Origin of the sequence: Methanosarcina horonobensis HB-1 = JCM 15518 (genome assembly GCF_000970285.1) — an archaeon.
Lineage (GTDB): Archaea > Halobacteriota > Methanosarcinia > Methanosarcinales > Methanosarcinaceae > Methanosarcina > Methanosarcina horonobensis.
On the sequence record NZ_CP009516.1, the window covers coordinates 2,399,843 to 2,424,121 of the forward strand.

At 41.5% G+C, this 24,279-nt stretch carries 18 protein-coding genes and 1 CRISPR repeat array; of the genes, 3 read left to right on the plus strand and 15 right to left on the minus strand.

Annotated elements, in window-relative coordinates; translation table 11 throughout:
* Positions 1–180: 180 nt before the first annotated feature.
* The 7 genes from MSHOH_RS26015 to nifS all read right to left on the minus strand — a co-directional run bounded on the left by MSHOH_RS26015 (position 181) and on the right by nifS (position 12,585).
* Positions 181–387: a Fic family protein gene (locus tag MSHOH_RS26015; RefSeq protein WP_082089310.1), complete on the minus strand. Its 207-nt coding sequence runs from the start codon at positions 385–387 to the stop codon at positions 181–183.
* Positions 388–423: 36 nt separating this feature from the next.
* A complete protein-coding gene (locus MSHOH_RS23720; RefSeq protein WP_158024120.1) occupies positions 424–642 on the minus strand; it encodes a hypothetical protein in 219 nt (72 codons plus the stop codon).
* 74 nt (positions 643–716) lie between these two features.
* Positions 717–3,967: direct repeats of the CRISPR family, unit length 37 nt; unit sequence GTTTCAATCCTTGTTTTAGTGGATCTTGCTCTCGAAT.
* Positions 3,968–4,249: 282 nt separating this feature from the next.
* Positions 4,250–4,858, minus strand: a complete 609-nt coding sequence (locus tag MSHOH_RS10455; protein WP_082089311.1) for a metal-binding protein — start codon at positions 4,856–4,858, stop codon at positions 4,250–4,252.
* 2,993 nt (positions 4,859–7,851) lie between these two features.
* Complete coding sequence (gene metX / locus MSHOH_RS10470; RefSeq protein ID WP_048139476.1) at positions 7,852–9,447, minus strand: homoserine O-acetyltransferase MetX; 1,596 nt, start codon at positions 9,445–9,447, stop codon at positions 7,852–7,854.
* Positions 9,448–9,865: 418 nt separating this feature from the next.
* On the minus strand, positions 9,866–10,780 hold the full coding sequence (gene nadA / locus MSHOH_RS10475; RefSeq protein ID WP_048143373.1) for a quinolinate synthase NadA: 915 nt from the start codon (positions 10,778–10,780) through the stop codon (positions 9,866–9,868).
* Between the two features lie 134 nt (positions 10,781–10,914).
* A complete protein-coding gene (nifU, locus tag MSHOH_RS10480) occupies positions 10,915–11,304 on the minus strand; it encodes a Fe-S cluster assembly scaffold protein NifU (protein WP_048139478.1) in 390 nt (129 codons plus the stop codon).
* A gap of 96 nt (positions 11,305–11,400) precedes the next feature.
* The gene (nifS, locus tag MSHOH_RS10485; protein ID WP_048139479.1) at positions 11,401–12,585 is read right to left on the minus strand and encodes a cysteine desulfurase NifS; all 1,185 of its coding nucleotides are present in this window, start codon (positions 12,583–12,585) and stop codon (positions 11,401–11,403) included.
* A gap of 426 nt (positions 12,586–13,011) precedes the next feature.
* On the opposite strand from nifS, the gene MSHOH_RS10490 reads away from it, so the two are divergent.
* From MSHOH_RS10490 to cysE, 3 genes are all read left to right on the plus strand, one after another.
* Positions 13,012–13,371 carry a transcriptional regulator gene (locus tag MSHOH_RS10490; protein WP_239451330.1) on the plus strand — a complete coding sequence of 120 codons (360 nt, stop codon included), beginning with the start codon at positions 13,012–13,014 and terminating at the stop codon, positions 13,369–13,371.
* A gap of 436 nt (positions 13,372–13,807) precedes the next feature.
* Positions 13,808–14,734 carry a cysteine synthase A gene (gene cysK, locus MSHOH_RS10495; protein ID WP_048139484.1) on the plus strand — a complete coding sequence of 309 codons (927 nt, stop codon included), beginning with the start codon at positions 13,808–13,810 and terminating at the stop codon, positions 14,732–14,734.
* Positions 14,735–14,776: 42 nt separating this feature from the next.
* On the plus strand, positions 14,777–15,739 hold the full coding sequence (cysE, locus tag MSHOH_RS10500) for a serine O-acetyltransferase (protein WP_048139486.1): 963 nt from the start codon (positions 14,777–14,779) through the stop codon (positions 15,737–15,739).
* Between the two features lie 327 nt (positions 15,740–16,066).
* Here the strand turns inward: cysE and thiE are convergent, their stop codons facing one another.
* The 8 genes from thiE to MSHOH_RS10545 all read right to left on the minus strand — a co-directional run bounded on the left by thiE (position 16,067) and on the right by MSHOH_RS10545 (position 24,070).
* Positions 16,067–16,783 carry a thiamine phosphate synthase gene (thiE, locus tag MSHOH_RS10510; RefSeq protein ID WP_052730817.1) on the minus strand — a complete coding sequence of 239 codons (717 nt, stop codon included), beginning with the start codon at positions 16,781–16,783 and terminating at the stop codon, positions 16,067–16,069.
* Positions 16,784–17,034: 251 nt separating this feature from the next.
* Positions 17,035–17,820, minus strand: a complete 786-nt coding sequence (thiM, locus tag MSHOH_RS10515; protein ID WP_048139490.1) for a hydroxyethylthiazole kinase — start codon at positions 17,818–17,820, stop codon at positions 17,035–17,037.
* 173 nt (positions 17,821–17,993) lie between these two features.
* Positions 17,994–18,800 (minus strand): formate dehydrogenase accessory sulfurtransferase FdhD, encoded by an 807-nt coding sequence (fdhD, locus tag MSHOH_RS10520; RefSeq protein WP_048139492.1) that lies wholly within the window; start codon positions 18,798–18,800, stop codon positions 17,994–17,996.
* A 44-nt stretch (positions 18,801–18,844) separates the two neighbouring features.
* Entirely contained in the window at positions 18,845–20,041 is a 1,197-nt protein-coding gene (locus MSHOH_RS10525) for a cysteine desulfurase (protein ID WP_048139493.1), read from the minus strand.
* A 465-nt stretch (positions 20,042–20,506) separates the two neighbouring features.
* Positions 20,507–21,238 carry a (Fe-S)-binding protein gene (locus tag MSHOH_RS10530; RefSeq protein WP_048139495.1) on the minus strand — a complete coding sequence of 244 codons (732 nt, stop codon included), beginning with the start codon at positions 21,236–21,238 and terminating at the stop codon, positions 20,507–20,509.
* The gene (locus MSHOH_RS10535; protein WP_048139497.1) at positions 21,238–21,942 is read right to left on the minus strand and encodes a GTP-binding protein; all 705 of its coding nucleotides are present in this window, start codon (positions 21,940–21,942) and stop codon (positions 21,238–21,240) included. Before MSHOH_RS10535 ends, MSHOH_RS10530 begins: the two co-directional genes overlap by 1 nt.
* On the minus strand, positions 21,939–22,775 hold the full coding sequence (locus MSHOH_RS10540) for an ATP-binding cassette domain-containing protein (RefSeq protein WP_082089313.1): 837 nt from the start codon (positions 22,773–22,775) through the stop codon (positions 21,939–21,941). The genes MSHOH_RS10535 and MSHOH_RS10540 overlap by 4 nt, the downstream gene beginning before the upstream one ends.
* Before the next feature lie 299 nt (positions 22,776–23,074).
* Positions 23,075–24,070: a radical SAM protein gene (locus tag MSHOH_RS10545; protein ID WP_048139499.1), complete on the minus strand. Its 996-nt coding sequence runs from the start codon at positions 24,068–24,070 to the stop codon at positions 23,075–23,077.
* Positions 24,071–24,279 lie beyond the last annotated feature (209 nt).

Genomic DNA, 24,279 nt, shown 5'->3' on the forward strand with positions numbered 1-24,279 from the left:
TGTGTTACATTAGTTCGTTTCTTTAATTCGTTTTTTACATCCCTAATCATTCTACCATAATTAATTTCCATGAAAGCAGCAAAAGCTTTTACCATTTCAACATCCATATTTGGTTACCTAACAATTTCTGGTGACCACAGTTCAGTGCGTAAAAGTAAGTTTCACCCTGCTGAGCCATAACTACTTATTCCCGCCCGTAAATGGATGTAAAGCTTCAAATGCTTGATGAAATAAGACAGCACACTCGAAAGGATGTTTCTTAGCTGCGATATCGGCATAATAACCATCAATTAGCCTCTGCAAGTCTTCCTCAAGAGTCTCAGCGTTTCCAACCTCGATAGGACAGCCACGAATATACACATTTGAGTGTCCTGAACTTTCCAGCATCACTTTGGATATTTGCCATTACAAGCGCATGGATTTTCAGGATGAACTTGAGAGTGACTTTTCCCTTGTAAGACGACGTATACTTCCTGACCTGCACAAATTCTGAACTTCATTGACTTCACGCAGTGATTTGTCTTCAGGTACGATTCCTTTCTCAAGCAAATCTCCGACTTGGTTCTCAGACAATTTATTGCCCTCGATAGTTGTTGTGTTGTGGACATGCATCGTTTCGAATATATCTTCTTGATACTGCACATCTTCAGGGTCGAGTGCTTCTATGTACAGATTGCTCTCGAATAACTGGAGGTAGGAACGTTAGATGGTTGGATGTTTCAATCCTTGTTTTAGTGGATCTTGCTCTCGAATCTAAAATCAAAACCTACTAAGCTTAATTCATTTTCCAGTTTCAATCCTTGTTTTAGTGGATCTTGCTCTCGAATCCTTTTTAGAGGAAGTGCTCGCCTTTAGATAATACTGTTTCAATCCTTGTTTTAGTGGATCTTGCTCTCGAATTAGAACCATTTGGCTTCCCGGTGTTAAAAATGAAAACGTTTCAATCCTTGTTTTAGTGGATCTTGCTCTCGAATAATTGTCTCCGGTCCTGGAGAGGACAGCACTTTGAGTTTCAATCCTTGTTTTAGTGGATCTTGCTCTCGAATTGGAACCCATTCTACGAAATCAACTGGTTGATTTTGTTTCAATCCTTGTTTTAGTGGATCTTGCTCTCGAATATTCCTGCAATGCTTGAAAAATTCGATGTAGAAAAGTTTCAATCCTTGTTTTAGTGGATCTTGCTCTCGAATTAGAGTCCTGCGAGGCATTATGGAGATCCCCCATCAAGTTTCAATCCTTGTTTTAGTGGATCTTGCTCTCGAATTTTTCATACTCTCCCCCAACAGGGACCGAAACGAGGGTTTCAATCCTTGTTTTAGTGGATCTTGCTCTCGAATTAAAATAGTTATGGCGCAGAATTGGTTTAGCCGGGGGGTTTCAATCCTTGTTTTAGTGGATCTTGCTCTCGAATGTTCTCATGTGATACCCTCTGGGTTATCGCCGTCATCGATCAAACAATGTTTCAATCCTTGTTTTAGTGGATCTTGCTCTCGAATTATTACTATTAATTGTAATAGTAAGTAAAAACGGTTTCAATCCTTGTTTTAGTGGATCTTGCTCTCGAATTTTTTCTAATTCTACATTTTCTATTTTTCCATTTGGGGTTTCAATCCTTGTTTTAGTGGATCTTGCTCTCGAATACTGCATTCTTTTTCATATCCCTGAGCATTGCATGTTTCAATCCTTGTTTTAGTGGATCTTGCTCTCGAATTTCACTTGCTTTTCGGGTCCACCTTTGCCCTTTGTAGTTTCAATCCTTGTTTTAGTGGATCTTGCTCTCGAATCACTTCTGCTTGTCTTTGCTTTTGTGGAGTGGACCCGGGTTTCAATCCTTGTTTTAGTGGATCTTGCTCTCGAATAACGCATATCTTCAGAAAATGATTACTCTTAGAGATGGTTTCAATCCTTGTTTTAGTGGATCTTGCTCTCGAATAACTTGCAGTCATGGACAGGTTTTGGGTATGGGGCTAGTTTCAATCCTTGTTTTAGTGGATCTTGCTCTCGAATCTTTTCATTTTTACTCAGTGGGGTGTTTTCATCTCACTTGTTTCAATCCTTGTTTTAGTGGATCTTGCTCTCGAATAGGTACTCATTAATTGCCCTTGTACACTCTGGACTGTTTCAATCCTTGTTTTAGTGGATCTTGCTCTCGAATCTGGACCTGGGCGCGCCAATCTCCTAAGGATTGTTTCAATCCTTGTTTTAGTGGATCTTGCTCTCGAATTCATTTAGATTTTTCTTGAAAATTTGTGTATTTCTCGAGTTTCAATCCTTGTTTTAGTGGATCTTGCTCTCGAATATGCCGAGATATACAACCCTTGCCGGACTTTGAGAAACGTTTCAATCCTTGTTTTAGTGGATCTTGCTCTCGAATGAAGACCTATTTTTTTCTATTTGGGACTTATGTAGTTTCAATCCTTGTTTTAGTGGATCTTGCTCTCGAATCATAATATATTTCAGCTTTTATGCGACACTTATGTTTCAATCCTTGTTTTAGTGGATCTTGCTCTCGAATAATTCAATCTTTTCTATTAGTAGATGTGGATGCAGAATGTTTCAATCCTTGTTTTAGTGGATCTTGCTCTCGAATTTGCCAAAAAAAGACATATGGGGTGAACCTCTCCTGTTTCAATCCTTGTTTTAGTGGATCTTGCTCTCGAATCAATTGAAATGTGATTTCCAGATGTTGATGCATTTTGTTTCAATCCTTGTTTTAGTGGATCTTGCTCTCGAATCTCTTCCTGTAGTGTCATCAAAATCTAATCCAAGGTTTCAATCCTTGTTTTAGTGGATCTTGCTCTCGAATTCGGAAAACAGACAGTCTGCACTCTCGCGAGTGAAAGTTTCAATCCTTGTTTTAGTGGATCTTGCTCTCGAATCTGAGGTCGAACTATCGGTCTACTCAAAACTGTCTGGTTTCAATCCTTGTTTTAGTGGATCTTGCTCTCGAATTGCAAATGCCGCGGCCATTACTCCAGGCACTACAGGGTTTCAATCCTTGTTTTAGTGGATCTTGCTCTCGAATTCCGTTTCAGGTGCGACTTTAGAAAGAACAGATAAAAGTTTCAATCCTTGTTTTAGTGGATCTTGCTCTCGAATCGGTGTAGTAGTAGACTACTACACTGGATCACCTGTGTTTCAATCCTTGTTTTAGTGGATCTTGCTCTCGAATGTGGATTTCGTATAGAATCCTACGATGTAGCAGAATGTTTCAATCCTTGTTTTAGTGGATCTTGCTCTCGAATAATATTTAATCTTTATCTTTGGTTGCATATTCACAGTTTCAATCCTTGTTTTAGTGGATCTTGCTCTCGAATCAATCAGAGAACGCTTAAAATTCAAAACATCGAGAGTTTCAATCCTTGTTTTAGTGGATCTTGCTCTCGAATCCTGACTCTCAGCAATTCGGCAACTGAATCAGGAGGTTTCAATCCTTGTTTTAGTGGATCTTGCTCTCGAATACCAATGTTGACGGCATGAAAGCAATGATTGTCAAGTTTCAATCCTTGTTTTAGTGGATCTTGCTCTCGAATTCCACCGATTACTAGGGCGATTGGCATTAGTTGACGTTTCAATCCTTGTTTTAGTGGATCTTGCTCTCGAATATTGAATTTCTTTTGGGGTCAAATACTTCATTTTGTTTCAATCCTTGTTTTAGTGGATCTTGCTCTCGAATCCACGAGGCAGCCGTCTCATTCAAAATGATGGAAAGTTTCAATCCTTGTTTTAGTGGATCTTGCTCTCGAATATCTTGTTACAGTTTACGATACTGTAATTGCAGGTAGTTTCAATCCTTGTTTTAGTGGATCTTGCTCTCGAATAACGTATGCAACTGAAGATATGAATATCATACTAAGTTTCAATCCTTGTTTTAGTGGATCTTGCTCTCGAATCGCGGGCAACTGTTTCAATGAAGTTTGTAAGAAAATAGTTTCAATCCTTGTTTTAGTGGATCTTGCTCTCGAATAGGGCAAAAATTTCCTTTATTTGGCCAGAAATTGCCTGAAACTGGCTCTTTTTCAGAGCTAAAATTCTTGCTGGAAAATTATCAAATCCTTTATAAATACAAGAAAAACATCTCATACGCAGATATTCCGGTAAAGCAATCTACGCATTTGCTAGAAGTTTAGATGTTTTTCGATATATATTTTTTGACTTTTTCCGCTGATTCCCCTATTACATTAGGGTATATGAGGATCAGCGGCATATTATTCTTCGAAAATGGACTGAAAGCTGTTCAATTTTATTATTACGACCTGGAGGTGTGAATATTTTTCAGTTTCTTTTTTATTTTTGTGGATTTTGTTTTTGCTCTGGTATAAATTATATCTGCAACTATGTGCGATTCAATAGACACAACGATTCCTGTCAACAATGAAATAAGGTATTCTATAGGGATCTGAGTTATGTCGAAGTCGAATAACTTGACAACCGGTGCTATAATGAATAAACTTACAGTTGAGATGATTATGATGGGGCCTGAAAATGGGTGGTGCAGTTTTCCACGGTGCTTGAATATTTTTTGATAAGGCCACCAGATGTATTTGAGAATACCCCATCTTTTGAAGGGCTCGCTTTTGGTATCAAGGTCAGGACTTAGATAGTACGTCCCGAATATGAGTGCAAACGAAAATATTGCAATAATATCAAATTCAAGATATTCAGGTGGAATATGCGCTTTTATATAGTGCGTGTGTAAACCCAGCAATATACCAAACAGCAGTGCAATGTTTATTTTTGTATGAGCTTTTCCATTAGGCATTCTGAACACCGTTTTTATACTGGAAAGTATGTACCTGACTCGGAACCTCTTCTCATTTAACCGGTCAGCATACTTCCTCAAATTTTTGTAAAACATTTTATATATTTTATGCTATTTAGGCAGTAATGGTTAATATTTCATTTGGGCCGTTATCGACTGACTTTGAATAAAATGGGTTCCGGTTTTATTCGCTGTTTAGTAATTCTTGCTACGAATTTGCAGATCCTTTCTCCGGCATAGCTATACTCGTACTATAAAATCCGCATGCTGCGAAATGAAAGGACATCTCATGTTCTGTGCCTGGACTTTGCAAAGAAAGGAATAAAGGGGCTGAAATAACTGGAAGATTGAAAAAAAGAAGGGTAAAAAACAGTTATTGAGTGACTTATGATATTTGCTTTCATACTAAAAATTTTTAGTTTAATATTTTTATGATATAGTAACAGGCGCCACAAAATATTTTCCCTGGAATCATGCCGATTTGTCAGTGGACATGCTGATTTGTCAGTGGATCTTGCTTACAGGCAAGCTCTGCTGAAAAATGCAGGAGAAAGTGATCAAGAGTTTCAATCCCTATTTTAGTGGAAGCTGCTTTTCAACGCGTGGGAGAAAATAGAACTCGAAGGAAGGACTGTATACTCTTATGAAACCATTTAGAGGGTTAGGGTTGAGCAGTAAGTTTAAAATTTTATTCTTATATTATGCTCTTCCTGTACATTGTGACTTTTACATTTCATGTTGAATAGAAAAACAGAGCCTTTTAAGCACTCTTTAATTATTTTTGTGTTTGATTAAAGAATTTATCTTATCAAGAGTTACCTTTTGACCAACAGGAATTTGTTCTTTCCCTATCACAAGGGAATATAAGTATTAATAAGTGTAATAAGTTGCATTGGGAACTATAAATGCAATAGACTTATTAGGGTGAGATTTATTCTAAACAAATTACCTTTCAACACAATTATAGCAACCTAGATCAACATTGCACCAGTACATTCCTGAAAATCCGTAGGTTACCTGGTTGAAATAAATTTATTTATATCTCAGGATGTATTTCTAAAAGATGATAGACAATGAAATTTGACACTATAATTCGAAGTTTTCTGATAGCCGGTTTGATATCCCTTTTGGCATTGCTTCTGGAATCAGCTTACTATGGGCTGCACAACGAGGTTTATTCAATTACCAGTCCTTTTGTCAGCGCAGTTATAAACAGCTCCTTAAACATGACAGTACTCGCTGTAATATTCGTATCCACTTTCGTGATAGTCTTGAATACGTTAGCTAAAAAAGAAAGAGCATGAAAAAAGCAAAAAGATGAGAATAAAGAAGTGAAACAGGTAAGCGATGTTAAGAAAGGACATACATTGCTATTTGTTTAAACCTCCTTATCAGTCAAACCTGCCAAGAGACCCTACAATCTGAGACTCGGATATCCGGTATGAAACAGACTTTAAGCTTAAAGAAAACTCTGTCTTGAACTTCTGACAGATCTATTGGAAAGAAAAATTTCACAAGCTGATTATAAAACTCGAAATTATCTCCTTGATATCAGACTTAGAGCAGTTTATCGAATTCTGATTGTGAAGACAGTTCTGAAGCTTGTAACAATAACTGGAGTGAGGCAAATAATTATAATTAGCTCTTCATAGATGCAATTATAAAGCTTCATATGATTGACTATATTACCAAAAGTAACTGTCTGTTTCTTTATCAATTTATAGATTATCTTGTTTAACATGGTCACTATCCTTTGTAGATTTGTTTTTCAGCCACAAGGGCGACCACCAGTTTGCCAACAATAGCCATCATAGACTTCTATTCTTTGCTTTCAGGATCACCGCTGAAAAAGGAATAAACACTACAAAATATAGAACTATAAAAATAGAATCTGATATTGTTTTGTTTAGCTGTGTGCCCATTGTTAATGAGTAAGTTATTCCCACGAATTTGCCTATATTACAGCATATTAATAAAAATATAAGAACTCCAAAAAGATATGCCTGGTTAGGGTGTAGCTTGACAAAGTCATTTTGTTTATCACAAATGCCTTTACCTTTCATATATTTCATAAAAATTAAGAATACAGAAATATTTAACAGAAATAGATAATCCACCAATGCTTCATACCTCACTTCAACAATCAATCTCACACACATTTTAAATAAATTCTTATTGTTATAGATAGTTGAATCTGTATATAAATTATGCTAATGTTTGATCATTATTTTGATGTATCTCGATAATTAAAAAGAAATTTCAAAAATTTAAATTCCTGTAGATTACAGCACGATTCTAGAAAAAGTGATAGCAGAAAGTTTGCGGCTTTAAAAAACCAGCTCATAGGTTACTAGCACGCATAATGTAATAGCACTCTTTCAGCTTAGAGCTAATTTAGCTCTAAATTTCAAAAAATATACGCATCAAACATATGAAAGCCAAAAAATTTGGTCTCGAATTTCTGAGAAAACGCCTAATGTGCTTAATTTTGTGCTCCAAATATGTTAGTCCTGCCTGAGAAAAGAGCTATAATTAACTCGAAATTTTTTACTTCAAATTAATTTTTGCTTGAAAACAATTTTTGATACAATTTATTTAATATAATTTATGCTATTACTATGTACTGGAGTTGGGGAACAGAACTGGGGTATCATCTAGCACCAAAAGAATTACCTGGGGGTCGCTGATCCTACTTCGAATTACTTGCTTGGGGGAGCATAACATTCGAATTGACTGTATTGGGGGATGCAGTAAAACAGCGCCTCTGGGTTTCTTCTTACATTACGAATCCTGAAGATTTTTATCAAATTTGATAATGAAAGTTCAAGAGGTTTATATTCACGAGACGTCTTGAATTTTGTCCAAGATGCCAAGACAAACTGAAAGTGAGCTCAGACGGCAAGACCTATTACTGTACTAATTGCAAATACTGGAGAAGACTGGGCCCTGTAAGACTCGATTAAATAATGATTTATGCATGAAGAGTGCCGAATTTTGAATCTTTTGCGATCGTCAAAAATGCACTCTGCAAGCTGAAATAAACCGATCTTTGATACTTCCGCTGTGCATTGACTATTCATTACTTATCTTTAATCAGAAATAAGCGCACTTATACTCTCACTTGTAACAATGCCTATTACACGGTGCTTGGAATCTATTACGGGGAGTGCGGAAATCGAATGTTTTTCCATTATTGAGGATGCATGTTCAATCCTTTCGTCTTCGTATACGTACTTTACATCCCGTGTTATGATTTCGTCCAGTTCATTGATTTTACATGCTACTGCTTTTGTAATGTCCCAGGAAGTGACTATGCCTTCGAGTTTTCCGTCCTCCGATATGACAGGCAGGTGGCTCACACATTCCTTTACCATCAGCCTTGATGCGTGCTCGATTGTTTCGTCTCTTGAAACCGTATAGAAATTCCGGTTCATGACATCACTTACAAGGACCTCGGAAAGGAAGCTTCTTATCAGATAACTTAGCTGCCCCTCTTCAAGCAGGAAAGCGTCGTGCCCGTACTGGGACCTGATTTCTTCATACCTGGCATCGACTCCGTTTGCGGTAAGGGCTGATACGATCTCCTGAGACTGGTAAGGAGGGTAGAGCCAGTCAGAGGATATGGAGATTACAAGGTATTTTGCAGTAACTCCGGAGAAGCCTTCTATAAGGGAGCCGTTCTTTGAGAGGTCGAAGTAGTCCACGGCTTTTGTAATATAGAGGTACGAGTTGGCATCAAAGCGCTTTGTAAAATTATCTCCCTGATAGTTCAGGTAGCTTTCAACCTGGAAGTTTGGAGCGAATTCATGGGAAAGTTCCGGAGAGAGTTCAGACAAAGTCGTGCCTGTTGTACCTGTTGTGCCTGCGGTGCTGCCCATGCTGCCTGTCATGCATGCCGTATCTTCATCCCGCTGGAGCCTTCCGAACTTCTTTTGCATTGAAGCGTCGCTCAGGTATGTAATATGTCCTATCATGCGGGCAAGTGCGAGGCCCTGGGACGGGATCTTTTTTCCGTAATAGTCCCCTCCGTTCCATTTAGGGTCATCGGTTATGGCTTTCCTGCCGATTGCTCCGAATGCTATTTGCTGCGGGGTTGTAGATGCTGTTGTCGCTATTGCGATTGCTTTTTTCACCATCTCGGGATAGCTTACTGTCCATTGAAGCACCTGCATTCCGCCCATGGAACCACCTGCAACCGCAAAAAGTTGTTTTACTCCAAGGTGCTCAACCAGTTTTCTCTGGGCATTTACCATATCTTTGATAGTGATTACAGGAAAAGTAATGCCGTAAATTTTTCCTGTTTCAGGGTCTATGGAGGAGGGACCTGTAGAGCCTTTACAGCCTCCGAGAATATTTGAACAGATTATGCAGTATTTTTCAGTATCAAATGCCTTGTTTGGACCGATTACAATGTCCCACCAACCGGGTTTTCTGTCACTCTGGTGGAATCCGGCAGCATGAGCATCTCCTGTAAGGGCGTGGCAGATCAGGATAACATTGCTTTTGTCAGCATTCATTTTTCCGTAGACTTCGTACTCTACCCTTACACCGTGAAGGATTTTTCCGCTTTCAAGTTCGAAAGGTCCGGGGATTTTATAGTTCATTGAGCGGACTATCCCGACGCTCTGACCTTTTTTCCCCGAGAAGATACTTTTAAAAGAAGGGCTTCCGGAAGAAACTGCCATGCTCTGCCTCCTTCTTATTTCCGTTTTTATCCACCATCTCACCTTATTTCCATAACCTGTCCAAGGAAATTTTCTTCATAAACTGTTTAAAAGTCAGAAGTGAGAATCGAACTCACATAATTCCGGGTTGCAGCCGGAAGCATAACCACTCTGCCATTCTGACGGATAACGTTTTACGCGTGTTCACAATTGTGATTGCACATTCACAATTGTGATACTAATATAAAAAATTATCTGTTCACCTGGAAAAAGCAACAGAAAAAATAACCCCCAGGTCAAGGTATGGTTAAATCCTGATATTATAACCCCAGACGTCTTGCCTGGAAATCCTGCCAGAAAGTAAGACCGAGAAAATAAAAAACATACCGGGTAAAGTGAAAAATGGCTTAAAAGGGAAATGACTCTCAACTGCTTTAACTTAACTTCCGTCGATTTCAATCATTCTGTCAAGCGCCTTTTTTGCTTTTACCCTTATATGCTCCGGAACATTGACTTCATATTCCATGTTCTCAAGACTGTTCAGGATGGATTCTAGGGTAATTTTTTTCATATTATAACAACGAGCCTTTTCAGAAGGAGGATAGAATTTTTTATTCGGGTGTTTTCTTTTCAATTTTTCAAAAAGCTCTTTCTCGGTCCCTATAATAAATTCTCTGGAACCTGATTTTTCTACCAGTTTCACTATTCCGGTGGTGCTGAGAATATGGTCTGCAAGGCGCAGGACTTCAGGCCTGCATTCCGGATGTGCGAGAAACTCCGCATCAGGATGCAGGTTTTGTAAATTATGTATGTCATCTTCGCTGATATTATCATGAACGTGGCAGAACCCGGGCCAGAGGTGTATTTTTTTATTGGTATGAAGGGACACAAAAGCACCAAGGTTTTTGTCCGGAACAAAAATAATTTCCCTGTTTTTTATTGAATTTACCACGTTTACGGCATTTGCAGATGTGCAGCAAATATTCGATTCCGCTTTTACGGCAGCTGAACTGTTTACGTAGCAAACAACCGCTGCATCAGGATGTTTTTCTTTTTCTTCCCTGAGAGCCTTCACAGTGACCATATCTGCCATAGGGCAGCCCGCATCCGGGACTGGTAAAAGGACTAACTTTTCAGGAGAAAGAATCGATGCAGACTCTGCCATGAAATGGACGCCTGCAAAAACTATGACGTCGGCTTTTGAATTCACTGCTGCCCTGCAGAGGGAGAGGGAATCTCCGACGAAATCCGCAACTTCCTGTACTTCCCTGCGTGTGTAGAAATGGGAGAGAATTATCGCGTTTCTTTCTTCTTTAAGTCTTTTTATTTCTTCTATAATTAACTGATCTTCCATAACAACTCCATTTTTCATAGTAATTCCGTTTTCAAAATTCTTTCATTTCGAAGTGACTTTAATTTCTAAAAACTTTATTTTAGATTACAAGTGGCTTTGTTTTCAAACTGACTATATTTCAAACACACTGCAACTCACTCTGTCCACGGCTCAAGTCCTTTTTTCCGCAGATAATCGTTAATTGCCTCATGGATCGCCTCTTCTGCAAGCATAGAACAGTGCATCTTTATAGGAGGAAGCCCATCGAGTGCTTCTGCAACTGCTTTATTTGAAAGTTGCCAGGCTTCTTTGAGTGTTTTTCCTTTAATAAGTTCGGTTGCCATACTGCTTGACGCAATCGCAGCCCCGCACCCGAAGGTCTGGAACTTCACATCGACAATCCGATCTTCCTCTACTTTAAGGAATATCTTCATTATGTCTCCGCATTTCGCGTTTCCTACTTCTCCTACTCCATCACAGTTTTCAATGCTTCCCATGTTTCTGGGATCCGAAAAATGATCCATCACTTTAGCGCTGTAATCCATGAATTGTCCTCCTGCACTGTAATTTAATTTTCAGATCTTTAATTCTGATTTCCAAACTAGTTTACCTAAACGGTTTTTTGTTAAAGAAGCCTGCATTTAAAGGGTCCTGTACTCCCGAGGAGTCAATGGCGACATATTCCTGAGCTTCTGAACAATTTCGGGCAGAACTTCAAGCACTCTCTCCACTTCTTCAGGGGTATTCATTCTCCCAAGGCTCAACCTCAGGGAACCGTGAACAATCTCGTGCGGAACTCCACAGGCTGTAAGCACATGCGATGGCTCGAGAGATGTAGAATTGCATGCGCTTCCTGTGGATGCAAAGATTCCTTTTGCATTCAGGAGCAGCAGGAGAGATTCTCCTTCTATGTATTCGAATGTGACATTCACATTGTTTGCAAGCCTTTCCGTGGGATGCCCGTTAAGATGGGTTTTAGGGATCTTCAGAAGTCCCTCAATCAGGCGTTCTCTCATCTCAAGAAGGGTTTTATTCTCCTCTTCAAGCTCATCTATTGCAAGTTCTATGGCTTTTCCGAGACCAACAATAGCCGGGACGTTCTCCGTGCCTGCCCTGCGTTTTCTTTCCTGGGCTCCACCGTGGAGAAGGGATTCGATTTTTGTTCCTTTTCTTATGTAAAGCGCCCCGCAGCCCTTTGGTCCTCCGAACTTATGGCCTGAAAGAGATAAGAGGTCAATATTCATTTTTTTAACATCTATGGGAACGTGCCCTATTGCCTGCACCGCATCCGTGTGAAAACATATCCTTTTCTCCCTTGCGATTCTTCCGATTTCCTCAACAGGCTGAATCGTCCCTATCTCGTTGTTTGCAAGCATTAAGGAAATGAGTATAGTGTCGTCCCGAATTGCATTTCTCAGATCCTCTGGTGATACCATTCCGTATTTGTCAACAGGAAGGTAAGTAATCTCAAACCCCTGCCCTTCAAGCCATTTACAGGCGTACAGGACAGCGTGGTGTTCGATAGAGCTTGTAATTATGTGCTTTCCTTTGTTCGTATTTGCAAAGGCTGCCCCCTTTACTGCCCAGTTATCGGACTCCGTACCTCCGGACGTGAAATAGATCTCATTCTCTTCTGCCCCGATGGCGCTCGCAACCTTTTTTCTTGCCTCTTCTATTGCACGCTTTGAGACTTTTCCAGGATCATAAATAGAGGAAGGGTTTCCGAAGTTTTCTGTCAGGTAGGGAAGCATCTCTTCGACAACTTCTTTTCTTACAGGAGTCGTAGCAGAGTTATCCATGTAAATGGTCCTGTTTTCCACTGTCATACTTGCACCTTCACAATTGTTATGAGTATCACAATTGTGACTATTTAAGTTTTATCCTGAAAGATATCCTGGGGAGGGAATCTGATAGAAGAAAATAAAAAAGTGCGTTCTTACCATTGCTTTTTGATCACAGACACTTTTGACCAATGCAACCTTACTCGTTTTCCTAACCATTCTCTGCTTTGTGGGTAGGGCAGCCAGACAAGCTGGCGGAGGCGTTAGGAAGAATACCGAGAGATTCTCTTCTGGATGCCGGTATAGAGTAACCAGTTAATAAACAGCCGTAAAAACAGTAAAGTTTCAAAAATCTGGCAGTTTTTTTGAAAATATTGCTTCGCGTGGAAATCTAATTATTATTTTTTGTACTGATAATAAATATATATGTATATAAGATATATCGTTCTCAATTGTAAATCTCAAAAAGTGATGGTAATTATGGAAACTCCGTGTCAGAAGATTGTGTGGGATCTGGTTCCCACAATAAGGGCCAGTCTCGCAATCGAACTTGTAAACAAAGGACAGTCACAGGCGGCTTCCGCAAAGCTGCTGGGGATTGCCCCATCGGCAGTTTCCCAGTATATTTCGGGGAAAAGAGGGTACAGGATAGAGTTCCAGGGCGAGACAAAAGAATTGATTGAAAAACTTGCCCAGGACCTGATAGACAATGCTGTCGACGACTTTGTTCCAAGGATTTGCAAGATTTGCGTAAGTGCAAGAGGAATTGAGAGTAACTGCAATAGTACCTGCGGTCCGAAAGAACAAGAACAGAATGAACCAACAGAATAAATCAACAAAATAAATCAACAAAATAAATCAACAAAATAAATCAACAAAATAAATCAACAAAATAAATCAACAAAATGAAACCTGAGACACAGGTGCATGTGAAGATCTCTTTTAACGATCCCTGTATCGTTTTCAGGCCCATTATATACCTTTTAAACGAAGAAGCTTTTCGATAACTATATATCCAGGATAACCTAAGATAAGCATAGTTCACAATTGTGAATCTCTTATATAAATTCTCTTATATTACACTGCTGACATTACGGGGTTCGAACTCTCCGCAGGTCAATGTGCTTGAGACAAATAATCGTGAAATCCCGGGCTGACTGTGAGTCTGAATGAAAAAACACACACTATTGACCGTATAAATATAGGCTTGGACAATTGAAATATAGGGAATCCGGAAAGAAGTAAACTGCAAGAAAAGGTGAATGGTATGGGGCGAATATATTCCGATATTACCTGGACAGTTGGCAACACACCGCTTGTCCGGTTGAATCACGTAACAAAAGGTCTGCATGCGGATGTGCTGGTTAAACTGGAGTCCTTTAACCCTATGGGGAGTGTAAAGGACAGAATCGGCCTGGCAATGATCGAAGAAGCCGAACGTGCCGGAAGAATCAAAGAAGGCACAACTATTATTGAACCCACAAGCGGCAATACCGGCATTGCACTTGCAGGCGTATGCGCTGCCCGCGGCTATAAACTCATTCTTGTCATGCCTGAGACCATGACTGTAGAAAGGAGAAAACTGCTCAAGGCTCTCGGAGCAGAACTAATCCTGACCCCAGGGCCTGAAGGAATGAAAGGTGCAGTCGATAAAGCAGAACAGATGGCTGCAGAAGATCCCGCTCTTTATTATATACCCCAGCAATTTCAGAACCCTGCAAATCCGGAAATTCACCGCAGGACAACTGCTGAAGAGCTGTGGAGAGATACGGACGGTAAAGCAGATGTGATTGTTGCCGGTGTGGGAACAGGAGGGACAATTTCAGGTGTTGCCGGTGTTCTCAAAAAAAGGAAACCCACTTTTAAAGCAATTGCAGTAGAACCCGCAGAATCTCCGGTGTTAAGCGGCGGAAAACCGGGACCGCACAGGATCCAGGGGATCGGGGCGGGTTTCGTTCCTGATGTACTTCAGCTAGACCTTATTGATGAAATTATCAAAGTAAATGCAGACGATGCCGTTGCCACAGCCAGAAGACTGGCAAAAGAAGAAGGAATCCTTGCAGGAATATCATCAGGTGCAGCTGCATATGCGGCACTGCAGGTAGCGTCCAGGGAAGAGATGAGCGGAAAGACGATTATTGTCATCCTGCCGGATACAGGAGAGCGTTATCTGAGCACCGATTTATTTGACTGATTTACTTGACTTAACATCTGATAATTAATTCGGAAGGTTTCAATGGGAATCAGGGAAGATATAAGAATAGTCTTTAAGAAAGACCCTGCAGCAAGATCAACACTTGAGGTGATTTTCTGTTATCCAGGCCTGCACGCGATCTGGATGCACCGTGTAGCGCACTCTCTCTGGAATAAAAATTTATTTTTCCTTGCTCGTTTGACATCCCATATCTCAAGGGCGCTCACAGGCATTGAAATTCATCCGGGAGCAAAGCTCGGGGAGCGGGTTTTTATTGACCATGGGTCAGGAGTGGTGATCGGAGAAACTGCCGAGGTTGGGGATGATGTTCTCATATACATGGGAGTAGTGCTCGGGGGCACAGCTCTTGAGAAAAAAAAACGCCACCCTACTGTTGAAAATGATGTAGTTCTCGGCTCAGGCTCAATCGTGCTCGGACCGATTACTATCGGGAGAGGGGCAAAAGTAGGTGCCGGATCCGTTGTTGTTCGGTCAGTCCCACCCGGAGCTACCGTAGTCGGGGTTCCCGCCAAGATTGCAGGAACGCCACAGCCGTCCACACCCTCAGAGCAACTGGATCACAATAAGTTGCCGGATCCCGTGCTTACCGTAATAAGTCAGGTACTTGACCGCTTGAGTAGATTAGAGGAACAGTTTCAAGCCCATGAAAAAGCATCACCTATGCCCGTGCCGGTATCCATCATAACCTCGGAAAAAATTCCGCTCAAAAAAGATGAGCAAATTTATTCCCTGCTAAAAGACGTGATCGATCCTGCAATTGGAGTAGATATTGTCAAGCTGGGGTTTGTCAAGGAAGTTATTGTGGACGGAGCAAATGTAGACGTGAACCTTGTATTGACAACAAGCTCATGTCCGGTGATAGAATACTTTAAAGATCAGGTAAAGAGAAAGGTTCTGAGCATTAACGGGGTAGAAAACGTTAATGTTAATATCCTTGACGAGCCCTGGAAATGGGATAGGACAAACAGGCAGTTTTTCCATTAAAATAAGTTTAGCTACCCCCGAGTTTCAATTATACCAAGCAGAGCAAAATTAAATCCATTTAAAGGATGTTTTTCGATGCTCTGTGTTCTTTATTTGTGTTTTTCAACTTCCTTCCTCTTTCTTCTCTGTCTTTCTGCCTTTTTTCCAGACCTCCATGCAAGCTGGTGGAGGTGCTAATATAATCTCTGGATCTAAAAAGGTCTTCAAGGCCAGACCCAGGTATTTCAGACCAGATTTCTCTGCTGGCAGTCCGGCTAAACCCGTGCAGTACGGGAGAGAAAAACTGAAAATTAGATTTTCGACTATTCCGGAATATCAATCGAGTGATTATGGGCTGCTTGAATTCTTTATTTCCTTAATAATATCAATAAACTCTCTGGTTTCTTTTTTTACATCGTCACTGCATACGACTGCAGAAATCGCAACAAGGCTGTCAGCCCCATTTTCAACAACGCTCCTGCAGTTTTCTTTGTTTATTCCGCCAATTGCAACTACGGGAACTTTTATCGCGTTCTTAACTTCTCTTATTCTTGCAGGCCCGATTCCCTTTCCTGCATCTTTTTTAGTGGAAGTATCGAATATGGAACCAAGACCTACATAATCAGCACCTTTTTTTTCTGCTTCGACTGCTTCATCAACGTTGTGTACTGTGAGACCTATTATCTTATCTGCACCCAAAAGTTTTCTTGCAGTTTCAATTGGCATGTCATCCTGGCCTATGTGGACTCCATCCGCATCAACTGCTAAAGCAACATCGATTCTGTCATTTACAAGAAAGATTGCTCTATCACCGCAAATTCTCTTGATTTCGGACGCTTCATCAATCATCTCTTTTGTGCTCTTGTCTTTTTCCCGGTATTGAATAATCTTGCAGCCGGCTTCAACTGATTCCTTTACATCTGACAGGGTTCCTTTCTTTGAGAGCCCGGAATCCGTTACAAGATAAAAATCGATCTCCTTTAAAAGAGAATTTTTCAGGGAGACATCATTCTGAGTGGAAATTTTTTGATTGGAAATCTTCTGACTGCAGTTTTTCGGATTCATTATGTTTCAACCCATTCGGTATATGATTTAAAAATAAGTTACAGAAAGTCAAATACCAGATTGATAAAGTTTTGATAATCAACTTTTTAGTGCCTGATATTTATGACTTCCATTTATTCAAAAAGGGCAGGCCCTGGTTGCCAGAGCGGGGCAGGAATGATAATAATTACAATTCACTCCGGGGTGGCCCTGGAACAGCATCTGACCAGTTAAACAAACCGCTGAAAGTGCTGAAAGCCCTTTTTCCAGGTTCACTTTTCTTCGACTTTCATCATGTCCTTCACTTTCTCATCGGACAGATTGAACACTTCGTCATACAGGTTAACCTTAAAACTTCCAGGCCCGATCGATTTTTCAGCAGCAAGTTCTCCTGCAGCCCCAAAATAGCATAAGGCATCTTTGGCGGCATCACAGTAATCCGGATTGACCGAAGCAAAAGAACCGATTATTGACGCAGCCATGCATCCGGTCCCGACAATTGAGCCCATCAGTCCGTGCCCGTTTTTTACAATAAATGTTCTGTTCCCGTCGCTGATTATATCTTCTTTTCCTGTCATTACAACAACGGAAGAACTTGATTTTGCGAATTCTTTTGCAACTTTTTCGGGGTCGGCGCTGATAGAGGTTGCTTCAACACCTTTCGTTTCAGCGTTTTCGCCTGCAAGTTTTGCGATTTCGGAGTAGTTGCCTTTGATTATATCGATACTGACGGAACTAAGAATTTTAGCAGCCATCTCATCCCTGAATTTGGTAGCCCCAACTCCGACTGCGTCAAGTACTACGGGGATTTTCGTTTCATTTGCAGCGGCAGCAGAGAGAAGCATGGAATCTATGATTTCAGACGTCAGGGTTCCTATGTTCAGAACAAGCGCAGATGAGATCTTTGTCATATCAGCACATTCTTCAGGGGCATGCGCCATTACAGGGAGTGCGCCAAAAGCGCGTGTTATATTTGCGCAATCGTAAATTGTTACCCAGTTAGTGATGTGGTGTACAAGGGGTTTTGTTTCCCTTATTGTTTTTAGCGAGTTATTCATCAGTATTCCTCAATAGATGTTTTAAATTCTGCGTGGTTTAAAGTTATAATGATAAAATATGAGTGGTATGTATCGAGTAGAAGATATATCCTTACATTATTTGTTTGAAAAATGGGCAGGACTTACATTCAAGGCATTAAATACTCATGTTAGGCTAAGGCTCACAATTACGTTTACTCCTGATTCCTGACCCTCTCGCTGCCGGTGTAAATATTCATTTTCTGGCTCCGGACAAAACCAATAATAGTAAGACCTGCCTGTTCTCCCATACTTATAGCAAGAGTGGTTGTTGCACCTCTGGATGCAATGACAGGAATATTAGCTATCAGGCATTTCCTTACCATCTCAGAGGAAAGTCTTCCCGAACAGGTTACAACCGTTCTGGAAAAATCCACACCATGTTTCAGCCCGTAACCTATTACCTTATCAAGGGCATTATGCCTGCCAATATCTTCTATTACGCAAATTTTTCCATCCTGCCCGAAAAGCCCTACAATGTGTATGCCACCTGTTCTGGAGTGTAGGTCTGAGACCAGAGTTTCTTTCATTATGCTCTTTATTATTAAGACATCGGTGATCAGATCAGACTGGATTTTCGGAAGCCTGTCAGCATCCACGTATGATGTATCACCGCCGCATCCCGAAAGGACGGTTTTGCCCGAAAGCATTATCGAAGAGGGATTTTCTGTAAGAACACTGGCACTTAGAGTAAGAGGAAGATTTTCTTCTCTATTTTCCTCTCTGTTTTTGTCCCCATTTCCTTCTATATGCAGCGACTCGATGTCCTCAAGTTTCCGGATAATCTTTTCTGTGTATAAAAATCCTGTTACAAACTCTTCGATCATTGTCGGGCTTACCATAGCAGTTAGTGCATGGCGGCCGTTGACAAAGACTGCAAGAGGGACTTCCATTACAACCTCATGCGATGAAGGGAACATTTCTCCGTTATCATATTTTATACAGGGGACCGTGATGTACATCTTCACACCATACTCCTTATACAGTATTCCTTATACCATGCTCTTTACACCATACGAGCGATTTCTTCAACTGTTTGAATAAGCAGGTCGACCTCTTCCAGAGTATTATATAAGTAAAGGCTTGCCCTTACAGTACCATTTTCAAGTCCGAGATATCTCATCAATGGGATACAGCAATGATCCCCCGAACGAACAAGAATTGATGCTCTTTCGTCAAGCAAATAGGCTACTTCGTGGGGATGAATTCGGTCTATGGTAAAAGAGACAACCCCTATCCTGTTTTTAATGTCCTGAGGTCCATAAACATTGACTTTATCTATTCCGGCAAGCCCTGCGAGAAGACGTTCGGTTAGCTTTTGTTCGTGCCTGAATATGTCATCCATTCCCAGATTTTCAAGATATTTCACTGCCTGTGACAGTCCAATTGCTCCGGAGATATGCGGTGTGCCAGCTTCATACCGCCTGTAGCCTTCAGTTAAAACATATCCTTCGGCAGTGCCACCTTCGATATCTACATCATCAACAGTGCCGCCCCCCACCATAAAGGGAGAAAGGATCTCCTCCTTCATCCACAGAATACCGGTACCGGTTGGTCCAAGCATCTTATGTCCTGAAAAACACATGAAATCGCAGCCAATATTCTGGACATTTACCGGAAAATGAGGAACGGACTGAGCCCCATCAATCAGGAAATACGATCCATACTCTTTGCAAAGGGAGGCAATTTCCCTGACCGGTTGTACGGTACCAAGCGCATTCGAAACATGGCTTATTGCAACCAGTTTTGTATCAGCAGTAATCGCCTCGTCAAAAGACCCTGTATCAAAAGTACCTTCAGAATCCGGTCGAATAGTGATTACCTCAACGCCTTTTTGACGCAATCGAAGCCAGGGGAGCAGGTTAGAGTGATGCTCCATAACTGTTGTAACTATCCGGTCTCCGGGTTCCCATTCCAGTCCGGCTGCAACCATATTAATGGCTTCTGTTGTATTTCTGGTAAAGACTGTTGTGCCTTCCTGACCTTCGATAAAACCGCTGACCCTGTCATGCGCATCCTGATATCTCTGTGTTGCAACCCTTGTGAGCCTGTGCATTCCTCTGCCTACGTTTGCGCGGTACTGCCTTTCGTATTCGTTCATTGAAACAATGACAGGCTCGGGGATAAGACTGGTTGCAGCGCTATCCAAGTAATGGAGATACTGCGGGATCTGAAAGTCAGCCAGACAGTCTTCAATATTCATAATACCTCATCCATAATGCCGTTTCAGTATAATACTGCTTAAATATTTTTTAAAACTCTTGTAAAGTTTACGGTACGGAGTTCCTTCTGTACAGGTAATGTATAAGTAAGATAGTGCCTATACCCGACTATGGAATAAGCAAGCCTTTGATTCTTGAAAGTCTTTTGATCAACGTATCGTATAAACATTCCCTTTGCATGATATATGCCGGCGGTTTACTTTGGGAGATCCTGTTTTGCAAGTTTCACGCGATTTAAATCTTCAAACTAATTCACAATTGTGAATAGCCTTGTAAGGCCTCTATTGGTAAAATACTTTTTGTCCTTAAAACGAATACACGCATACAATGATATCGAATCTACAGAAAAATTTGGAAGTGCAGTAAAAGCAGATTCAGGTTATACTGCCTATTCTCTTTTTTTGAGAAAGGTCGCTTTCCTGTATCGAACACGGAACAAATAGCCTTTAAAGAATCCTTATGTCTTCAAGTCTGACATGAAGCCCGGAAGGTTTTTGAAAACTCATGTTCACAAGGGCAGTATGCGCAAGCCCTATCATGCAATTTCCAGGCAGAAAATACTGGCGGGTTCCGAAGACAGGGGGCTTTCTTACGGTACTTGCAATTCCTTCAAAAGCGTGGACATGGTATGCCTGGACATCATGAACGTCCTCTGTTCTTGCAGCCATGGGACCAACAGTATGGCACTCAATAACCCCGGTAACCGGGTTTGCACTGAGAACTCTTAAAGCATGATAAACAGGACATCCAGGACCTGCCGGCCTGCCGGTCACAAGGTCTCCTTTTTTAATATCCCATTTTTCCACAAGGTCTGCCCTGAAAGGCACTATGAATTTGCGGGCTGACGGCTCACCCGGAAACGGAAGGAGAACGAAATCGTACTCTTTCCCGACAACGTCCACGCCTGAGTAATTGATGTTTCTTGCCTGGATTGCAAGCTTTTCCCGGCTCAAAAGGTTCTCGCGGCTCAAAATGCCATCCTGACTCAGAGTACTACTCTGGCTCAGAACATTATTCCGGCTTAGAAGGTTGTCCTGATTTATGATATTGTTTTTTTCGTAGAACGGGCACAGTTCCAGTTCTACCAATCCGGCTCCAGCCCGATCAAGAAAGTCAGAACAGGTCTGAGAACCGCATGCCCCACAATTTTTACCAGGGGGGTTCCAGCTAATCACCATCAGTCACCTCTGTAAAGGGGATCTGGCATATCCATAGGTCGGATGACTCCAAAGTGATTTTTCCATCCGATCTCTTTTTTCCCGATACATACCGTACATACGCCAAGAGGGGGAGAACCTTTGAGCACGATAGGGTCCGAACCTATTTCGGGCTGATTAACAATTCTTCTCATCAGATATCTGAGCCCTGTTCCCTGAATTGCATTTGTTTCTACGATGTCAATATCCGGGACAACTTTCCTGATGCTCTCCCTGAAGACCTCTTTTTCTGCCTGGGACACGAGATCGGTTTTCGTAACGACTGCCACATCTGCAAGAGCTAGCAGAGGTGCCATTTTAAAAGGCGAATTTGTTCCTGATATCGAGCTGACAACTGCAATCCCTAGGGAATCGGTCGTGTAAGGAGTGCACCTGAGACAGAGCCCTGCACTTTCAATTATGAGCATATTTCTTGATAGGCTCTCAGCCCAGCGCAGTGCATCGTCAAGGACGAGAATTCCCATATGGTCAGGACATACATCCCCGGAATATATTTTTTTGACAGGAATGCCAAACTCTTCTTCAAGTTCCTGATCTTCTGTTGCATGCACAACGTCAATCTTAAGGAAAGCAGGAAACGACCCTTCAGGCAGATTCTTTATAATCTGGCGAATCACAGCAGTTTTTCCTCCGCTGGGAGGGCCTGCGATTATCAGGAGCTTCATTTGTAGACCACATCCTGCCCGATTGCAACTATTAAAATTTCTGAAGAGCCGGCTAAAGAACCGGACGAAGAGGCTGAAGAAAAAGAAGCTCCCAGTCTGAGTTTTTCCCTGATATGGTGCAGCCTGTCTTCGATTAAGGCGAGGTCTTCAATAAGTTTCTGTTCCTGTCCTGTCGGCTCGATCACCGAGAATACTCCCCCATGCCTCATTACTATACGCCTGCCAGCTGTAAGAGCCAGGTAAGGGTCATGTGTCACAAGGATAACAGCCTTATCTCCTCCCTGGAGCGCATGGATAACACGGTCTTTGAAGATGCCTGCATTCTCAATTTCGTCAAGAAGAAGTATAGGAGTATCCCCAATTACAAGCGCGTCTGCAATCATAAGCGAGCGGGTCTGCCCTCCGGAGAGACCGCTCATCCGGCTTTTAAGGCTGATTTCTTCCCCGGTAAATTTGTTTGCAAGGCTTATTGTATCCTCGAGCAGATCTTCCCTGCCCGGTCTTCGTGCTCTTATATGCATGAGCAGAAATTCTTCGACCGAAAGGTCTGCCAGACAGCGTGTGTTCTGAGTTATCAGGGAGATGGGTTTGAAAGCAGGCTCCCGTACAAAGGACTCAGGAGGTTCTTCGCCGTTGATGAGTATCCTCCTGCCTGTTATTGTATCTCCCTGTGCTAGAGTTTCAATATCATTGATTAAAGCTGATTTCCCCGAACCTGTCGGACCAACTATTGACAGAGTGTCTCCGGGTCTGATTTCTATCCTGTCAAACCCTTCCTGTTCACCAAATCTGTTCTTTCCAGATTCTATGGTAAGAGTAAACTGCTGCGTCATATATTCAATTGATTAGATCTTGATTTTATAAGTCTTTCCGTAAATTAATAAATTTTATCATTTTAAGCTAAAAAGAATTAATAAATATCCCTTTTAGGATATGAAAATGAATCTTACGGAAATAATAAACTAATTTGAACTATAATAATCTTATAACAGTCCTCAAAATTGCCTGAAGAGTTGCCTGATGGACATGTAAGAAGAAGGCTGAGACCTCAAAGTTATGAACCGGAATTAATCAGGCTTCAAATCGGAGTCAATAGTGATTTGATTTAAAGTTCAACAGTCCAATCAAGGGTTCAAATATCTCTATGAGGTGTCAGGTCGCAGCCGGTGCAAAAGAGACACATTGTTCGCGATTTTTCTACACAGAGGGACTGGCGGTCAAGCATCTCCCTGAGCATACCTCCCAGTTTTAGAAGCCGCGTAGCATCCGGTCGATGAATATTTATCGCATCTTTCCTGAGAGGATGAGGCGATATGGGCCTGAGGATAGGGATTACACATCGGTCCGTAAGCTGCTTGAGACCTTTCAGGACAGTCTCGTCAGTTTCTCCGAGTCCAATTATAAAATTGGAAGAGACCTTATTTTTGCCAAAATGATCTACTGCATTTTCGAGCGAATCAAGAACCGTCTGGAGGGAAAGCTCAGGACAGGCACGGCGGAAAAGCTCAGGATCCATTGTCTCAACGTTGTATTTTATCTCGCACGCCCCTGCAGCACAGAGCCTTTCAGAGGAGTCTTTCGTGGGGTAAACAGAAACACCTATCGGGAGGTCATATTCGCGCTGGAGCTGTTTTACGGTTTCTACCATTCTCTGGACTTCTTTATCTGGCGAAACCTCAACCCCGCTTGTAAGGGAAATTGCCTTTAATTCACCTGCTGCATAAGCTTCGGCAACCATCTGGTGCACCTTTTTGCTGTCTTTTATCCCGCCCTGCATTTTAGGCACCGGGCAAAACTGGCAATCAAATATGCATTTCTCAGACAGTGTAATATATGCCTGTTCCGGACAGTGGCAGATCGGGTGTTCAAGTATACCTCTGGCAATCACATCGTCGCCTTTTATGAGGACAAGGTTTCCATCTTCAGGTACTGCCCTCAAAGGAGAAAACTCATTAATAGTAAGGCGTACCCGTCGACCTCCTGACCTGAAAAAGATTGAAGAACCACCCGCACCGGGCCCGGCTGTAGCCAGGTTTTTGAACTGAGAAGGAAGAAGGGCGGGATCTATCTGAACACTCCCTATGCTCAGCAGGTTTGCCTTGACAGTTGCACTAAGTTTGGTATCCATATTTATACACTCTATGAATTAACAATTGTGAACTTTAGTAAAGTAACAATTGTGAAGTTATAAAGGTTGCGATACTTCCAGTCTGAAAGAAAAAAATAATCATATTAGAAATTCTTGAATTGCGAAGCAGTTTATGAAAAATCAGTTAATGCCATCCGAGCTCTGCAATCGGAATTTTCTATCTGATTACTCTTTGCAGCGCTATGCAC

Excerpts from the sequence above, each read along its gene's own strand:
- cysK (WP_048139484.1), top strand. The coding sequence starts at position 13,808 with ATGGGGCGAATATATTCCGATATTACCTGGACAGTTGGCAACACACCG.
- MSHOH_RS10540 (WP_082089313.1), bottom strand. The coding sequence starts at position 22,775 with ATGACGCAGCAGTTTACTCTTACCATAGAATCTGGAAAGAACAGATTT.
- MSHOH_RS10490 (WP_239451330.1), top strand. The coding sequence starts at position 13,012 with ATGGTAATTATGGAAACTCCGTGTCAGAAGATTGTGTGGGATCTGGTT.
- thiE (WP_052730817.1), bottom strand. The coding sequence starts at position 16,783 with ATGAATCCGAAAAACTGCAGTCAGAAGATTTCCAATCAAAAAATTTCC.
- MSHOH_RS10530 (WP_048139495.1), bottom strand. The coding sequence starts at position 21,238 with ATGGTGATTAGCTGGAACCCCCCTGGTAAAAATTGTGGGGCATGCGGT.
- thiM (WP_048139490.1), bottom strand. The coding sequence starts at position 17,820 with ATGAATAACTCGCTAAAAACAATAAGGGAAACAAAACCCCTTGTACAC.
- MSHOH_RS10525 (WP_048139493.1), bottom strand. The coding sequence starts at position 20,041 with ATGAATATTGAAGACTGTCTGGCTGACTTTCAGATCCCGCAGTATCTC.
- MSHOH_RS26015 (WP_082089310.1), bottom strand. The coding sequence starts at position 387 with ATGCTGGAAAGTTCAGGACACTCAAATGTGTATATTCGTGGCTGTCCT.
- nifS (WP_048139479.1), bottom strand. The coding sequence starts at position 12,585 with ATGACAGTGGAAAACAGGACCATTTACATGGATAACTCTGCTACGACT.
- nadA (WP_048143373.1), bottom strand. The coding sequence starts at position 10,780 with ATGGAAGATCAGTTAATTATAGAAGAAATAAAAAGACTTAAAGAAGAA.
- MSHOH_RS10455 (WP_082089311.1), bottom strand. The coding sequence starts at position 4,858 with ATGTTTTACAAAAATTTGAGGAAGTATGCTGACCGGTTAAATGAGAAG.
- fdhD (WP_048139492.1), bottom strand. The coding sequence starts at position 18,800 with ATGTACATCACGGTCCCCTGTATAAAATATGATAACGGAGAAATGTTC.
- cysE (WP_048139486.1), top strand. The coding sequence starts at position 14,777 with ATGGGAATCAGGGAAGATATAAGAATAGTCTTTAAGAAAGACCCTGCA.
- nifU (WP_048139478.1), bottom strand. The coding sequence starts at position 11,304 with ATGGATTACAGCGCTAAAGTGATGGATCATTTTTCGGATCCCAGAAAC.
- MSHOH_RS10535 (WP_048139497.1), bottom strand. The coding sequence starts at position 21,942 with ATGAAGCTCCTGATAATCGCAGGCCCTCCCAGCGGAGGAAAAACTGCT.
- metX (WP_048139476.1), bottom strand. The coding sequence starts at position 9,447 with ATGGCAGTTTCTTCCGGAAGCCCTTCTTTTAAAAGTATCTTCTCGGGG.
- MSHOH_RS10545 (WP_048139499.1), bottom strand. The coding sequence starts at position 24,070 with ATGGATACCAAACTTAGTGCAACTGTCAAGGCAAACCTGCTGAGCATA.